Below are 16,382 nucleotides of genomic sequence, written 5' to 3' on the forward strand. Positions count from 1 at the left end.
CGACGGCCACCCCATGCACATCCACGAGGTGGCCTTCGAGGTCGTCAACCGCCAGGACATCTTCGTGAACGAGGCCACCCAGGAGGTCCAGGTGGTGCCCGGGTCGGTACCGGCGCTGCCTGAGCCCTGGGAGACCGGGTACAAGGACACCGTGATCGCCTACCCGGGGCAGGTGACCCGGGTGCGGGCACAGTTCAACACTCCGGGCCAGTTCGTCTGGCACTGCCACATCGTCGAGCACGAGGACAACGAGATGATGCGGCCCTTCCGGATCGGCCCCGTGCAGCCGGGTCAGCCTACGTAGCATCGGCAACGAATCCCACCGAGGAGGGCCGCCTTGGGCGGCCCTCCTTTCATCCGCTCATTGCGTGAGTTATTCCCGGAAGTCTGCACACGGCCGCGCAAGATGCGGTTTGCCTGAGAGGTCCTACGCGTCCATCCTTGGGTGATGCGCCTGAAGGAGATCCTCCTCGCTCAGATCGCCGGGAGCGGACCGCTGCCGTTCGAGGACTTCCAGCGCGCCGCCCTCTACCACCCGGAGCACGGCTTCTTCTCGAAGGGTGAGCTGCGGTCGACGAAGGCCGGCGATTTCCTGACCAGCCCGGAGGTCAGCCCCCTGTTCGGCGAAACCCTGGCGGCTTTCGTGGAGATGGAGAGGCAACGCCTTTCCTCCCCCGGCGCCTCAGCCGGGGGAGGTGGCTCGCTGCGCAGCAGCGAGACGGAGGGGGAGGCTGACAGATTCCACCTAATCGAGGTCGGCGCAGGGTCGGGTTCGTTGCTCAGGTCGCTGCTCGCGTCGCTCTCGTTCGAACCGGAAGTCTGGGCAATCGAAGCATCTCCCGCGGCTCGCGAGGTTCTCACCAATCTCTCTTCTTCTCCCGGCTACCAGGCCCCGGGTGCAGAAGCGAGAGCCGGCTCCGTCTCGCTCCATGTCCTCTCTTCGATCGAGGAACTACCCGGACACCTATCGGGGGTCATCCTCGCCAACGAGCTGATCGACAATCTGCCGGTTGCGATCGCGGTGCGGACGGAGGACGGTTGGCGGGAGCGCTGGGTCGGAGCTGACAACGATGAGCTGGTCCTCGTCGATGCCGGGGCGCGCCCGGAGGTCGTCGAATGGTGCGACCGGTTCGCCGGCCCCTGTCCCGTCGACGGCTTCGTCGAGGTGCAACTCGAGGCGGCCCGCTGGTTCGAGACCGCGCTTGCGAAGCTCGACCGGGGTGCTCTCGTCCTGATCGACTACGGCGATACCGCCGAGAACCTCGAGCCGCGCCGGACCGAGGGAACCCTGCGAACCTACCGGGCTCACCACCTGGGACCGCACCCGCTCGATCAACCTGGGGCGACGGACGTCACCGTCGATGTGAACTTCACAGCACTCGAGGTGATCGGGAAAGAGTACGGCGCAGAGGTTGAGTACCACCGCCAGGATGACTTCCTTGCCTCTCTCGGCCTCCGCGAACGACTCAGCCGGCTTCGACGCGCCGAGCTCACGCTCGCCGCCTCCGGAGACCCGATGGAGCGGCTCAAGATCCGTTCCATCAAGAACGAGGTAGAGACCTTGCTTCACCCGCGCGGACTCGGCGACTTCAGGGTCCTCGTAGTCCGCGTCGGCTGACCCTCCCGGCACCCCTCTCGTGGTTCGCGCGGTTCGCAATCACGAGCGACAAGGAACTCTGAATGGGGAGAGCTAGTCACAACGAGTGTGTTCAACCCCAGGAGTGATCACACTGCTCACGTTGTTCACTCGAAGTACGGGTTCCTCGATTCGCATGAATACCGGGAGGAAGCCGGGAGCAACTCAGGAACGGTGACCAGAGTGATCAACCTCGGTGACTACGCCTCGGCACGGGCGGCACCCGGATGTGACCGGCCTCTGCGAGATCGTTGTAAGTATGGGTGCGCCGCTCGAGATGCTTCTCGGGGCGCTCGGAAGCCCCCTCCGGAGCTCGGTCTGAAACCACAACCCACATGGCGGCGCATCTGGTCGCGGCTATGAAGAGCGGCAGACAACCCACGCCCGGCGAAGGGCCGGTCCGGAACTCCGCGAAAGGATTCTCTCAAGCCAGATCCAAAGGAGCCGAAGGAGACCCTATGATCGGCCATAGGGATACCCACATGACTGTCCACATAGACATCCACACGGCAAGCACGAAGCAGAGTGGCGACCATGGGTAACGTCATCGCGTTCGCCAACGGCAAAGGGGGGGTCGGAAAGACCTCGTTTACCGCCAACTTCGCCGCTCTCGCAGCCCTCTCGGGGTGGCGGGTTCTGGCCGTGGATCTCGACCCGCAGGGCAACCTCGGCGCCGACCTCGGTTACGAGCAAACCGATGCCGGCGACGACGGACGCGAACTGATGGAGGCCTTCATGAACGGCCGTGCTCCCAGGCCCATGCCGGCGGTCCGAGAAGGTCTCGACGTCCTCGCGGGAGGGTCCCGGTTGGACGGGCTCGTCGAGGTCCTCGTTCGTGCTCCGATCTCCGACCGGCTCCATCTCGTCGGCAACCCGCTGAGAGCGATCTCGGATCGCTACGACCTGGTCGTGATCGACAGTCCTCCTACGGGAGGCGTCGTGCTCCAGGCGATCCTGGCGGCGACCTCGTTCGTGGTGGTTCCGACCCGCCGGGACCTGGCGTCGATGCAAGGCTTGACCAGGGTTGCCCGGGAGTTCGCAACGGTCCGATCTTCTGTCAATCCAGACCTGCGTCTTCTCGGGGTTCTCCTGTTCGATTTCGCGGCGCAGGACACCCGTCTGGTCGCCGAAGTGAGAACGATGCTGGAGGAGCGTCTGTCCAGGATCGCTCCGGTGTTCGGAGGCTATGTGAGAGAGGCTCGGCGCGCCTCGACCGAGATGCGCCGGCTGGGGATGCTCGCCCACGAGTATGAGGAAGCGTCCAAAGCGCCCGGTGGCGCCCGACTGCAGGGGTCGGTTTCCGGTCTCGCAGATGACTACCGGCGTCTGACCGCCGAGATTCTCTCGGCTTACGTTGCCCGCACGGCTCCGCCGGCGGCCGATCCCTGGAGCGCCGTATGAGTGACAAACTGGACTTCAGCGGGTTCGAAACCCCGGTCGAGGCGGAATCGATTCCATCACCGCCGAAGCAGGTTCCCAAACCACCCCCGTCCGCTGCTCCCCGCAAGAAGAAACCAAAGACCCAGGCGTCGCGTCGCAAACGCCGCATAAACGTGTCGCTGGAACCTGCCATAAGCCGCCGTGCGGTGAATGAGGCCGCAGCTAGGCGGCTGACCTTGTCCGACCTACTTCGATCTGCGTACCGCGATGCAGCCGGTCGCTTCGACGCAACGTGGTTCGGATCGAACCCCGAACCTTTCGCCCATCGATCCAACACCTCCTCCGGCCGTATCGTGCACATGTTGTACCTGACCGATGAAGAGGTGGGGATTCTCGATGGGCTCGCCGCCGAGTACGGCTCGTCGCGGTCGGGTGTCGTATCCGCTCTGCTGGCTGCCTCGATCGGCTGACCAACCCCGGCGGGTCGGCTGGGATTTCTCACACAAAAAGCTTCAGTGAGCAAGGTTGGACTGCCGAATAACACTGTGTGAACCGCGCGATCCGCACACCATCCCTTCGTCGTTCCGGGAGCCGTCCTCCCAAATCCCGACGCGACAGGCCGCTACTCATAACGATCGGCGCCGGTCTCATTCTGCTCCTCGTGGTCGGCGTCGTCTTCAGTGCAGCCTGGGGATCTCAGCGAATAACCAAGGCGGCTGCCGCTTTGCACAACGCCGACGAGACGCTCCGGTCGGCGACCGTCGCCAGGGCGCAGCTTGCTCTTGCAGTTCACATGGCGGCGGTTGACCGAGAGTTCGGAACGAACTCACTTGACGCTCGAAATGTCTCGCTCTCGGAAGTTCTTGCAGCTCTGTCGGACATGAACAGCGGGTTTGACGACCTGGAGACGGCGGAGGACGTGCTGCTCCCCTCAGCCGCGCGTGCCAGTGTGGAAGCGTTCAATGCGGCTGCCGGCAAGATTCACGATCTCCTTGATTCGGGCGAGTCGGTGCAGGGCCAGCTGGCTGCCGAGGAATCACTGGACCAAACCTTCCAGTCTCTGATGGGCGCTCTTGTGCAAGTTCGCAACGACCTGTTCGCGGAGATCGAGGCTTCGGACGATTTGCTGGTCACGGTGGGCGATGTGTCACGGTTCCTGGTCGCCTTCCTGATTCCGGCCGCGATCATCTTGATCTACCAACGGCTTGCGTCGCGTGCTCGTGGTCAGGCCGAGCTCGAAGCCCGTCTGGATGCCGAGCGCCGTTTGTCACAAGCGCGGGAGGAATTCATTGCGAACGCGTCGCACGAGCTGAGGACTCCGCTGACCGGTATCCACGGACTGGCGATGTTGCTCGAGGACGACCCTGTGGTTCAGTCATCTGAAGTGGCGTCCGAGTTCGTCAGGATGATCGTGTCCGAATCGGCCGATCTCGGGCGCATGGTCGAAGACCTACTGACAACGGCGCGCCTCGATGCCGGTGCGCTCACCTATTCATTCTCGGACGTGGACGTCCCGGAAGAGGTTCGGGAAGTCATCGAACCGATGCGGCGTTCCAAGCTCGAAGCGACGATCCACTGTGCTCCGGGAGTGATCCGGGCGGACCACCTGCGTTTCCGCCAGATCTTGCGCAACCTTCTATCCAATGCTCGGAAATATGGTGGGCCGAAGATCTGGGTGGAGGGATCCGTCGTCGGCCGGACCTATCAGCTGGTGGTCGCCGACAACGGGGTAGGGCTTCCGAAAGAACTCGAGGACAAGGTATTCCAGCGTTTCATCCACCAGAACGCGCAGACTGCCGTCAAGGACTCGGTCGGCCTCGGCCTTTCTATTGTGCGGGCGCTTGCCGACGGCATGTCGGGTTCCGTCGAGTACGAACGCCGTGACGGCGAGACGCGATTCATCGTTGCCATGCCGCTCGCAGACGTCGACGCCACCGGGAGCCCTTTCGACGAGTTCTTGCCCGAAGTGACCCGCCGCTGAGCAGGCCCCTCGATCTTCGCCGGGCCGCCGGCGATAGTCGATGCGATTCCCGGGTTGAGCAGAACCGAAAGCGATGCTTTGGACGGTTGGCTATCTGATCTGAATGTTGTGGGTTTGTCGGCGGTAGATACCACTAGTGCATGGTGCGGGGGATGAAGAGGCCGTACCCGAAACCCACTCCCGCCTTATACGTCGGGGACGCGCCCTCTGGGGAGACTGATCCAGCGAACCTCCCGTCCTTGAACTCGGCGCCGGGCCGCCTCGACTCAGTTCCGTGTGCTCTGTGCGGAAAGGCTACGTCCACAATCAATGCCACATGAGTGTCCACATTGCTTGCGGGCCTGATCGGGATGGAGACCCTTGGCCTTCGGAGGAGCGAGTCCGGGTCGATTCCTCCGCTGCGGCCTTCGTCGTGTGCTGGAAGATTCACGGACCACGCACTAGTTCGTATGGCGACCGGGCTAATGGCCCGAGATTCTCTTTAGGTTCCGGCAATTCCGCGCCGAAAACATTGGTGTGAGCCGTACCACGCTTCCGAGTTCCGGTTGGGCCTTCCCGGGTCCTGACAGTGCACGGCACCCCGGCTGGCGCAACCTGCCCGCCGGCCGGGTCTTCCTCGAGCGCCTCCGGAAAGTCGGGCTGGCTCTGCTGGCGTTTCTGATGGTCGTGCTCGGTCTGCCGTTGTTGGACGCTACGGCCGAAACCCCGGGACTCGAGGTTCAACTGACGGCGGATCCGCAAGGCGCACTGAGCGGCGGTGACTCGATCTCCTACACGTACTCGGTCTTCAACGGCACCGGCGCCTTGCTTCCGGACCTCAGCGTGGAGGCAGCACTGGCTCCCGGTCTCAGTCCAATGTCAACCGAAACTCCGATCATCGTCCGGGCGTTTGGGCTCTCAGCCGTGGACGACTTCACGTCGAGCAGTTTCGATGGTTCAACCGGCAGCCATGGCTGGACAGGGTCCTGGATCGAACAGCCGGAGACGGATGGACCGGATTCCGGCGATGTCCGGGTCGGCAACTTCGACAACATCGCGGTGGCTCAACTGTCGGGCAACGGCTCGCAGCTCAGCCGCACCGTCGACCTCACCGGATTCCCGGTCGCCTATCTGACCTACCGAATCAAACGAGTTGATCTTCCAGATGGTGCCGCGGTGACCGTGGCCGTCTCAGATCCGGTGACCGGCACACCGGTACCGGTGGATCAGCTGACCGGGTCGGGGAATGGGCTAACGGATCCCGACTTCGAGACCATGACCGTCGATATCACCGAAATGGTCGGACCGGCCACCGAAGTCATCTTTCGCGTCGATGACGTCGATGTCCGCCACGAAGGCGGTCTGATCGTTGACTCGGTAGCGATCGATGCCAATCCTCCCGCTCCGGTCTTCGGTGAGGTGCCCGCTCTGGCGGGCGGTCTGACCCTGCTTCCAGGGGACACACTCGTCGGTTCTTTCTCCGCTCGACTCGATGGAACGGCTGATGTGAAAGCGATCGAGACGGGCCTGACCGTCACCGGCCCAGACGATGTCTTCGGTCGAGCCACTGCTTCCAATCCCACACCGCATAACGACGACTCTTCCACCGACCCTGTTGCTTCCCCTACTACATCCACAACACCCGTCACCGGTGCAGCCGGACCGACCATGTCGGCTGCCGAGTGGCAAGCTGCACTTCAGAACAACTCGCCCGACCAGCCTCTCACATTCGAACAGAACTCCGGTCAAGCCGACCCGAACCTCGATTTCGTGGCGATGGGCCGGGGCTATGCCGTCACCCTTGCCGGCGCTGAGGCAGTGCTGACTCTCGGCAGCGGCAACTCTTCCAACGAGGTGCGGATGGCCTTCGTCGGCGCTGCACCGGATCCTTCACCGGTTGGATTCAACGCCACCGGCCCTGGCAAGTACGCCGCAGTCACCTACACCGATGTCTATCCCGGAATCGACGTCACCTACTCAGCGGCGGGGCGTGAGCTTCGATACGACCTCACGGTCCAGCCCAACAGCAACCCAAACCAGATCGCACTCACGTTCTCGGGCGCCAACGAACTGAGAATCCAGGAAGACGGGTCGCTGCTCATCGACCGACGAATCGGCCGTGATCTGCACGCGACCGCCCCCCACACCTACCAGATCGTCAACGGACGCCAGATCACCATCGAAAGCAGCTACCTGCAAAGAAGCGACGGAGCCATTGCCTTCGTAGTCGGCGACTACGACCGCACACTCCCGCTCATCATCGATCCGACCTTCAAGTCGGTGGCCACCGGCGGAGGTTTGATTCCGAGCGGGACAAACATCAATCTTCCGGTCCCGGCCGGTGTCGTGGCGGGCGACCTGCTAATTGCCCAGGTCGCCTACAGCGCAAACAGCACCGGTTCGATCACCCCGCCGGCGGGTTGGAACCTGATCCATCTGCTGAAACACCCGACCTCAGGAATCATGCAGGGCCTGTATTGGCGTGAAGCAACGGCAAGCGAGCCTGCGCAGTATGGCTTCTTGCTCGTGAGTGGGGCGACGGACGCGGCTTCAGGCGCCATCGGCGCCTACAGCGGTGTGAACATGGCAAGTCCGATCGACGCCTTTGGGGGTCAAGTCAATGGATTAACCACCAGCCTCGTCGCTCCGTCCATTACGACCACTCAGCCTGGAACCACTCTGATCGCGTTCTTTGCCGTCAGAGACGATGGGGCAATAACCCCACCGGTGGGTATGAACGAACGGTGGGATATTGCCAGCGGCGGAGGTGGTTCCCCGTTCGCGGAAACCGTGGCCGAAGCAGCCGATGAGGTTCTCGCGGTGGCCGGGGTGACCGGCACCCGGACGGCAACGGCGGAAGCCAGCGACGGCAGCGTCGGTCACCTCGTGGCACTCGCTCCGGCACCTGCCGCCTCGAGCACGTATTTGGATGAGTTCAACTCGGTTTCGTTTGGGGGGAGCGACGGGACTTTGGATTGGACGCCGAACCCGTGGTCCGAAGTTGGTGAGTGGGACGGGGCGGGTCTCGGGTTCGTGCGAGTGAGCAGCCTGTGGCCGGTGGTGGCGGGAAATGCGCTGTCCATGGATTTGGGAGCTATTCGCAGTGTATTCCGCCAGGCCGATCTGAGCGGGGCCACCTCGGCCACCCTCACCTTCTCCTACGAGCAGAACAACACCTTTGGTACCGACCCAGTGGTCGTGTTGGAGGTTTCGGGCAACGGTGGGGGATCTTGGAGTGCTCTGCAGTCCTACACGGTCAACATCGATATCAACTCACCGGTATCGCAGTCGTTCGATATATCCGCCTACGCGGCAGCCGATACCCAGATCAGGTTCCGGAACACCATCGCGAGTAGCGGCCACGACTTCTACCTCGACGACGTCCAGATCGAAGCCACCTTCGCGGCCAACAACCCGCCGGTGGCGGTCGATGATGCGGATGGCACCCTTGCGGACGCTGCAGTAGTGGTCGATGTGCTCGCCAACGATTCAGATCCCGACTCCGACCCGCTCACGGTCGATTCGGTCACCCAGGGGGCGAACGGCACGGTGGTCAACAACGGCACCAACGTCACCTACACCCCCAACGCTTCCTGGACCGGGATCGACACGTTCACCTACACCGTCTCCGACGGCAACGGGGGGTTGGACACCGCAACCGTTACGGTGACCGTCTCGGGTCCGGGACTGTTCGTTGTCAACTCCACGGGTGATGCCGGGGATGCTTTTGCGGGAAACGGGGTTTGTGATACCGGTGGTATCAACAGCCAGGGGGCGACGGAGTGCACGCTACGGGCTGCGATCGAAGAAGCCAATGCCTTCGGAGCGATGGACACGATCGAGTTCAACATTCCGGTCACGGAGTCGGGGTATTCGGCCGTACCGCTGGCGTTTACGCTGACCCCGAATTCTCCATATCCGAGCATCTCAGACCCGGCGACACTAGACGCCACCACCCAGCCCGGGTACACCGGTGACCCGATAGTCCAGCTGGACGGTACCAGTGCCATCGGAGCTACCGCCGGGCTGGCGATAGTGACCAACGACAGCACCATCAAGGGTTTCATAGTCCACAGCTTCGCCGACGAGGGCCTGGAGATCGACGGCTTGCCCGGATGGGGTGACAACAACACCCTTTCCAACAACTGGGTCGGGATCGACGCCTCCGGGACCGTGCGGGGCAACACCGACAACGGGATCCTCGTATCGGAGAGCGCCTCGGGCAACATGATCGGTGGGACCGGTCCCTTCGATGGCAATGTGGTGGTTGGAAGTCCCAACCGCGGCATCCTGATTCGGCCCAACTGTGTGGACAACACAGTGATCGGCAACTCGGTGTACGGCAACACCGGGTTGGGAATCGATCTGGGCGAAGACGGGGTGACCCTCAACGATCCGGGGGACGGCGACTCGGGTGGCAACGATCTGCTGAACTTCCCGGTCATCACCTCGGCCACCGAGTTCGGGGGCACCCTCACTATCGGTTTCGACCTGGACGTTCCGGCCGGCAACTATCGGATCGAGTTCTTCACGAACACGGCTGCCGACCCTTCCGGCTACGGCGAAGGTGAGACCTTCGTCGCCTTCTACGATGTGTCGGGCCATCCCGGCGGGTCGGCCTCATACAGCGCCTCCTTCGCCGGGTCGATCGGGGACATCCTCACCGCCACCACCACCGAAGGCACCAGCTCCCCGTTCGGACCGACCTCCGAATACTCCTCAGCCGTCACCGTCACCAACACGCCTCCGGCGTTCATACCGCCACTCGCTGATCAGAACGACCCCGAAGGAGTTCCGCTGATATCCGTTTCCGCAGCCGCCACCGACGCAGAGGGCGATACGCTCACCTACTCGGCCACCGGTTTGCCTCTCGGGTTGTCGATTGACTCCGGAACGGGCTTGATCACCGGGCTGATCAACCACGCAGCGGCGGCTTCCAGCCCCTACACCGTTGAGGTGTCGGTGACCGATGGTGTCAACGCCCCGGTGACCGACACTTTCACCTGGACGGTCACCAACGTGGCAACCAGCGTGCCCTATGTGGTGGCCGGAACGGGTGGAGCCGGTGGTGGCGATGACTTGCTGACCGCGGTCGACGAAGCGGATTTCAACCCGGTCACCAATGAGGTGGACATCGGGATCGGAACCGGGACTAGCTCTGTCGAGGCGATCGCGGCTCACCCGACAACGGGGGTGGTGTATGCGGTGGACGGCGGCCAGTTCGGTACCTTGGACCCCGAGTCGGGGTCGTTCTCGCCGATCGGACCGGGGTTGGGTACTGCTGGTGGGTCGCTGGGTGAGGTGTTGCTGAACGACGTTCGGGGTTTGGCATTTCATCCGCTGAACGGGCGGTTGTATGGAGTGCATCGGAGGGCCTTCGGCGACGATGTGCTGTTCCGCATAGATGTCGGGACCGGTCTGCACATTCCGAACGCGTTCTTCTTCTCGGATTACTCACGGGTGCGGTCCTGGGGGCCGCTCGACGACGCAACTTCACTGGCGATCGACCCTGCCGATTGGCAGATATACGCGGTCTTGACCGATGGAGCTTCGTCGGAGTTGGTCACCGTGAGTTCCTACTTCGGCTTCACGAACAGCGCGGGCGTTCTCTCGCAGCCGATCACTGGATTGAGTTTCGATACTTCCGGCCAACTGTGGGGTGTTGACGGTGGTGCGCTGTATCAGGTTGACAAGATGAACGCCGGCCTGGACGCCGGACGGACTCTGGACAATGGGAGCAACTACAGGTCGGTGGCGTTTGGACTTGACCCGGCTCTGCCGCCCTCGGTAGAGGGAACCGTCTTCGATGACATTGCAGGCAACGCTCTCTCAGGTGGTGAATCACCGGGCGACCCGACCAACCGTGGGGTCGGCGGAGTGACCATCCGCTTCTATCAGGATCTCGGCACCCTGGGCCAGCCGGATGCTGCCGACCCGTTCTACGCATCGACGGTGACCGGCCCTGCGGGTCACTACTACTTCACCGGGTTCCCTGCAGGACCGTACTGGATAGTCATCGACTCGACCACCGTGTCGCCCGACGCCGGTGGCACCGGCTGGGCCGAGCAGACATATGGGCCGGCAGGGTCACTCGTCGATGCTGCGTTTACTCAGACGGGAGCAGCCGGGCCGGTGTTCGGTGGGATGCGACCCACCGCCTCCGACGCCGCCGGCCTCGTCGGCGCCGAGCATGTTGCCTATCACAGCTTCGTTCCGGGCGAGACCGTCGACCAGTTCGACTTCGGGTTCTCCTTCAACGTGGTGACAAACCTCGAAGGCGGCGACGGTGCGAGCCCGCAGGGATCACTGCGTCAGTTCATTGCGAACGCCAACCTCGGGACGGGACCGAACATGATGCGGTTCGTGCCCGCGGTTGCGGCCAACGATGGCACCGGCAGCTGGTGGCGACTGGCGGTCACGACGGCATTGCCCGCCGTCTCCGATTCCCAAACGACGATCGACGGCACCGCCTACTCGGCAGCAGACGGCACGACAGTCCTCAACCCGAACGGTGCCGGACCCGAGCTCGAGATCTCCGGACCGGGCGTCGCTCCTGCAATGCACGGTCTCACCCTGACGTCGTCCGACAACGGTGTCCGCGGTGTGGCAATCGGAGGATTCGGCTCCGGCGCCGGTGTCCTTATCTCGGGTGCGGCTGCCACGGGCGGCACGGTTGCTGCCGCGCACATTGGCACCGCAGCCACTGGTGCGGTTGGCAATCCGAACGGACTCGGCGTTTGGATCACGGGAGGTGCATCGGACAACACCATCGGCGGGACCTCTTCACCCGACACGAATACGATTTCGGGAAATACCGGAGCCGGGGTGCTCATAGATGGTGCCGGGACTACGGGGAACATCGTGGCAGGCAACATCGTGGGTATGGATGCCGGGGGAGCATCCGGGCTGGCGAACGGCGGAGCCGGCATCAGTATCGACGCCGCGGCAACCGGGACTCTTATCGGAGGAACGGTCGCCGGCGCTGCCAATGTCGTGGCCTACAACCTGGGCGACGGTATCGATCTGACCGCAACAGCCGGGTCGGGCAACACGATCATTGGGAACATCATCTTTGCCAACACCGGTCTGGGTATCGACCTCGGATCCGACGGTGTCACTGTCAACGACGCAGCCGACGGTGATTCAGGGCCGAACGACCTCCTGAACTTCCCGGTCATCACCTCAGCCATCGAAACCCTCGGTGTGATTACCGTAGATTTCGATCTCGACGCGCCGGCGGGCAACTACCGAATCGAGTTCTACGCCAACCCGACCGGTGTAGACCCGACCGGATACGGTGAAGGCGAAAGCCTCTCCGGCACCTACGCAGTCGTTTCTCATCCCGGCGGGTCTGCCTCCTACTCGACCACGATTGCCGGTTGGGCCGGGTACGAGCTCACCGCCACTGCTACTCGTGACTTTGGAGCCGGCAGCTTCGGATCCAGCTCAGAGTTCTCAGCTGCCGTGTCGGCCGTCGTGCCGGATTCAACCCCGCCCGTCATTGTGTTGGTGGGTGCGAATCCGCAGACGGTCGAGGGGGGGGATGTCTATGTCGAGTTGGGGGCGACGGCTTCTGATAACTATGACGGTGACCTGACCGGATCGATCGTGATTGATGCCGGCGCGGTCAACACGTCGGTGGTTGGTTCCTATGCGGTGCTCTATGACGTGGTCGATTCCAGCGGTAATCCTGCATCGGCTATCCGTACGGTGAATGTGGTCGATACCGTTCCGCCGATAATCACGCTCCTCGGGCCGGACCCGGTCACGATCGAGGCCGGCAGCGGGTATTCCGACCCCGGTGCCACGGCGGTGGACGCCGCTGACGGCGATCTGACCTCTTCCATAGTTGTTGACACATCAGGGGTGGACAGCTCGAGTGTCGGTTCATACACGGTCACCTATGACGTGTCGGACTCGTCCGGGAACGCAGCCGTGACGGTCGTTCGTGGTGTGAATGTCGTCGATACGGCTCCTCCGGCCATCACCCTGCTCGGCGCGGATCCGGCAACTGTTGAGGTTGGCGGATCATATTCCGACCCCGGTGCCACGGCGGTGGACGCGGTCGACGGTGATCTGACCTCGTCGATCTCAGTCGATGCATCGGGTGTCGATACCACATCGATCGGCTCATACAGCGTTTCCTACACGGTTTCCGACAGCTCCGGCAACTCGGCATCGGCTACCCGTTCGGTGCTGGTCGCGGACACCACCCCACCGGTGATTGTGCTGCTGGGTGCCAATCCGCAGCAGTTGTACGTAGGCGACACCTACACAGAGTCGGGTGCGACTGCATCGGATAGCTATGACGGTGACATCACAGGCTCGATCACGATCGATGTGTCCGCTCTGGACCTGACGGCCGGTGGCTCGTATGTGGTCGTCTACTCGGTGGTCGACTCTTCCGGCAACCCGGCGACGGCGCTACGGGTCGTCGACGTCGCCGTCCCCAACCGGCCACCGGTGGCAGTCGACGACGGCTATTCGGTGAATGAGAGTGGAGAGATCGCCGTGCCTGCGCCGGGCATTCTGGGCAACGATTCCGATCCCGACGGCGATCCGTTCACTGTGAGCCTCGTCACCGGAACTTCGTTCGGGGATCTCGTGTTGAACCCGGACGGTTCGTTCACCTACGTCCACGACTCTCTCGGCGGGACCGACGATGTGTTCGTCTACCAGATCACCGATGAGAACGGCGCCTCGGACCGGGCGTCGGTGCGGATCACCATTCCCGTCCTGAACCACCCGCCGGTAGCGGCCGACTTCACGGTCAGGATCCCCGAGGACACAACGGCCCGGGTACGCGTCGCTGCGGATGCCGACCCCGACGGCGATCCCCTCACGGTTGAAATTGTCTCGGCGCCGGAGGTGGGGACCGTGACGGTAGCGGGTGGGACGCTGTCGTTCGCTCCGCGTGCCGACTGGTTTGGTGAAGTCACGATCGGATACACGTTGACCGACCCGTTCGGGTCGATGGACGGTGGGACTGTTGTGGTCATTGTTGAGGCTGTCAACGATGCACCGGTGGGTGGCATCGACTCGATCCTTTTGTCGGACTACCTGCCCTCCGGCCTCGACGTCTTGGAGAATGACTGGGATGTCGACGGTGACGTGTTGTCGCTCGTCGGGTTCAGTCAGCCGGAGAATGGGACGGTTGAGATCATCGACGGCCGGATCCACTACACGCCCGATACCGGTTGGGTCGGCCAGGAGTCGTTCACCTACACGGTCTCGGACGGCAACGGTGGGGTCACCACCGTTGAGGTCCTGGTCGAGGTGCTGTCGTCGGCGTTGATCGCTGCCATCGGCCTGGCGGACACGGTCGGCACGGACCTGTTGGAAATCGACCTCGAGCCTCTCTCGCTGGCCCGGGTCGCACTCGACACTCCCCGGGCGATCCGGCTGTTGACCGAGGCAATCTTCCAATCCGTGTCGGCAATGCAGCTCCCGATGATCCTCCTCCTCCTTGGAGCGTTGTGGTTCCTGGTTGGTGGCACGCCCTGGGCCACCGGACTCACGACCAAGCGCCGGCACTGGGCCGTCGTATGGGTCGGAGCAGAAGAGAAACTCTCCGTCCATTCCGAACCGTCGGCTGACAGCAACCCCGCATTCAAGCTGCTACCCAACACTCGCGGCCTCGTGTCAACCGGAAGGACGGTCAAAGACGCCGCCGGGACGACCTGGCTCCCGATCGAGTGCGATTCCGGGCAGGGCTGGGTCAACCGCCGGAACGTCACCGAAGACATCGACGAGATCGAGTTCAACTCCGACCGTCGTCCCAGCCGGCTCGTCAACCGTCTCGCCCGCGCCCGCCGGCGCCGCCTCGGTTCAGCCCTGGTCGGAACCCGGGGAATGTTCGTGTCGCTCAACGGGCAAGCTGTCAACGTCGCCACAGACCGCATCACAGAAATCCTCACCAACGACCAGGACGGGGAGGCACCGTCCCTCCTCGACTTGTTCCTCGAGTCCTGGAAGTCCCAGGACCACGAGATCTCAGTCGATGCACCCCTCGAACGGTCACACCTGATCCCGGCCGAGTGCAAGAACTATCACTACCTCAACGTCCGCTCGCCGGGGTCACCCGGCTGGATGATCTTCTTCGAATACCGCCAGGGCCGCGCCCGCATCGCCGGATTGGGAGCCGAGGCTTAGGGGCTGTTTCCGTCGCTGTTCGATACCCAAGACAGGTACGGAACGACGCCGGACCGGGACTCATGGAAACCATGCTGTGTAACGGTGACGTCTCGTCTGCGACTATCTTTGGTGCCGGGGAGGCGGAAGGGCTATTCGATCATGAGACGATTGACACCATTTGTCATCGCGGCACTGTTGCTGAGCAGCTGCGCATCCGGCGCGAGTTCTGGCAACGACTCTGAGGATCTTTCAGTTGCGGACGATCCGATGATCAAATCCGTCGACGATTCAGCCCCGATGACAGTGGGCTCGATTGAGGAGCCTGCTCGTTCGAGTCTTGCAAGCGGAGATGAAGGAACTGAGCCGAAACCAGAAGACGAAGTGCCTGTTGATGACGCGAATGCCACCTCGGACGCTACTGCAACACCCGAATTGGCTGAGGCGGAACCGATAACACCTGTCGAACTCCCTTCTGTCAGATCGAGCGTTGACGCTGGTGATCTTCAGCCGCTCGTGGATCTCGCCTTGGCTGATTTGTCTGCAAGGTTGGCATTGGATCCTGGTCAGATCTCCCTCGTCGCGGCCGAACGGGTGGTTTGGCCCGATGGTGGCCTCGGCTGCCCACAACCGGGCATGGCTTACACCCAGGTCCAAGTCGACGGGACCTACCTCGAGTTGTTCGCGAATGGCGTGGCCTATCCCTACCACAGTGGTGGTAGCCGAGGCCCATTCCTCTGCGACTCGAAAGGCTAGGTCATCGGACGCTGAATCGTGACGCTGTCGGGCGTCGGGTGTTCATCCCAGGATGCGCTCCTAACGCAGGATCGTGCTGAAATACAAGCGGGGGCCGGATTGACCGGCCCCCGCTTCGCGAACTGTCGATTGTCCGGCTACTTCGTCACTTCGCCACGGAAGCTGGCGATGCCGTTCCCTGCTATCGAACTCGTCCAAAGAGTGGCGTAGTTCCACCACTCTCCGACCGTCTTGCCCTCGGCTGTGAAGCTGATGGTGTGCGTCTCACCCGGTGCGCCGGGTACTGAGAACACGTCAACTTCGTAATCGCCATATGGGTACGACGGCGAAGGCGGAGTGCCCGCACCATCGAAATAGACGGTGCCACCCTCGTTTCCGAACGCGTTCTCGACTCCGACGGTGAGCCACCCGCCGTCACCATCGGAGATATCAGGTCCGTATGTGAAGCTGATGTCCTCGCCAGGGTTGGCGTCGGTGTTGCTACCTATCCAGATCTGGAAGGTATTGGTCTCGCCGTCA

8 protein-coding genes are annotated in these 16,382 nt (G+C 62.9%); 7 read left to right on the forward strand and 1 reads right to left on the reverse strand.

The window, feature by feature from the left end; all coding sequences use genetic code 11:
* The 7 genes from VLT15_04475 to VLT15_04505 all read left to right on the forward strand — a co-directional run.
* Positions 1–304 (forward strand): multicopper oxidase domain-containing protein (locus VLT15_04475; GenBank protein ID HSR44471.1); only part of this gene is annotated, 304 nt, incomplete at its 5' end.
* A gap of 144 nt (positions 305–448) precedes the next feature.
* On the forward strand, positions 449–1,618 hold the full coding sequence (locus VLT15_04480; protein HSR44472.1) for an SAM-dependent methyltransferase: 1,170 nt from the start codon (positions 449–451) through the stop codon (positions 1,616–1,618).
* Positions 1,619–2,170: 552 nt separating this feature from the next.
* Positions 2,171–3,037 carry a ParA family protein gene (locus tag VLT15_04485; protein ID HSR44473.1) on the forward strand — a complete coding sequence of 289 codons (867 nt, stop codon included), beginning with the start codon at positions 2,171–2,173 and terminating at the stop codon, positions 3,035–3,037.
* A complete protein-coding gene (locus tag VLT15_04490; protein ID HSR44474.1) occupies positions 3,034–3,486 on the forward strand; it encodes a hypothetical protein in 453 nt (150 codons plus the stop codon). Before VLT15_04485 ends, VLT15_04490 begins: the two co-directional genes overlap by 4 nt.
* Before the next feature lie 77 nt (positions 3,487–3,563).
* On the forward strand, positions 3,564–4,997 hold the full coding sequence (locus VLT15_04495; protein ID HSR44475.1) for a HAMP domain-containing sensor histidine kinase: 1,434 nt from the start codon (positions 3,564–3,566) through the stop codon (positions 4,995–4,997).
* Between the two features lie 516 nt (positions 4,998–5,513).
* A complete protein-coding gene (locus VLT15_04500) occupies positions 5,514–15,128 on the forward strand; it encodes an immunoglobulin-like domain-containing protein (protein HSR44476.1) in 9,615 nt (3,204 codons plus the stop codon).
* A gap of 150 nt (positions 15,129–15,278) precedes the next feature.
* Positions 15,279–15,863 (forward strand): hypothetical protein, encoded by a 585-nt coding sequence (locus tag VLT15_04505; protein ID HSR44477.1) that lies wholly within the window; start codon positions 15,279–15,281, stop codon positions 15,861–15,863.
* 137 nt (positions 15,864–16,000) lie between these two features.
* On the opposite strand, the gene VLT15_04510 is transcribed toward VLT15_04505, so the two are convergent.
* Positions 16,001–16,382 (reverse strand): peptidase S8 (locus tag VLT15_04510; protein ID HSR44478.1); only part of this gene is annotated, 382 nt, incomplete at its 5' end.

This window comes from Acidimicrobiia bacterium (assembly GCA_035471805.1).
In the GTDB taxonomy this organism is placed as follows: Bacteria; Actinomycetota; Acidimicrobiia; order Spongiisociales; family JAHEDJ01; genus JAHEDJ01.